Genomic DNA, 643 nt, shown 5'->3' with positions numbered 1-643 from the left:
TCACCATCCACCACCTCGCCACCGACGGCGTCTCCTGGCGCATCCTCATCCCCGACCTCGCCACCGCCCACCACGCCCACACCACCGGCACCACCCCCACACTCCCACCCGTCACCACCAGCGCCCGCCGCTACTCCCACGCCCTCACCGACACCACCACCCACCACACCCACGAACTCCCCCACTGGCGCCACATCCTCACCACCCCCGACCCCCCACTCGGCACCCGACCCCTCGACCCCACCCACGACACCGAACACACCACCACCCACACCACCACCGAACTCCCACCCCACACCACCCACACCCTCCTCACCACCCTCCCCACCACCTACCACTGCGGCATCGACGACGCCCTCCTCACCGCCCTCGCCCTCGCCGTCACCACCTGGCGCCACCGACACCACACCCCCACCCACACCCTGCTCGTCAACATCGAAGGCCACGGCCGCACCGACCCCCACATCCCCGGCGCCGACCTCACCCGAACAATCGGCTGGTTCACCACCATCCACCCCGCCCTCCTCGACCTCACCGACATCGACCTCCACGACGCACTCACCGGCGGACCCACCACCGGACACGCCCTCACCACCATCAAAGAACAACTCCACACCACCCCCGACCACGGCACCGGATACGG

General features: G+C 69.7%; 1 protein-coding gene. It reads left to right on the top strand.

Annotated features, from left to right (window positions below; all coding sequences use genetic code 11):
* A partial coding sequence (locus QM693_RS37485; RefSeq protein ID WP_283354833.1) for a condensation domain-containing protein occupies window positions 1-643 on the top strand: 643 nt, incomplete at both ends.

Origin of the sequence: Rhodococcus sp. IEGM 1305, from assembly GCF_030058635.1 — a bacterium.
Lineage (GTDB): Bacteria > Actinomycetota > Actinomycetes > Mycobacteriales > Mycobacteriaceae > Rhodococcus_F > Rhodococcus_F opacus_D.
Note: the sequence above shows the minus strand (reverse complement) of the source record. Positions and strands in the feature narration are given on the sequence as shown.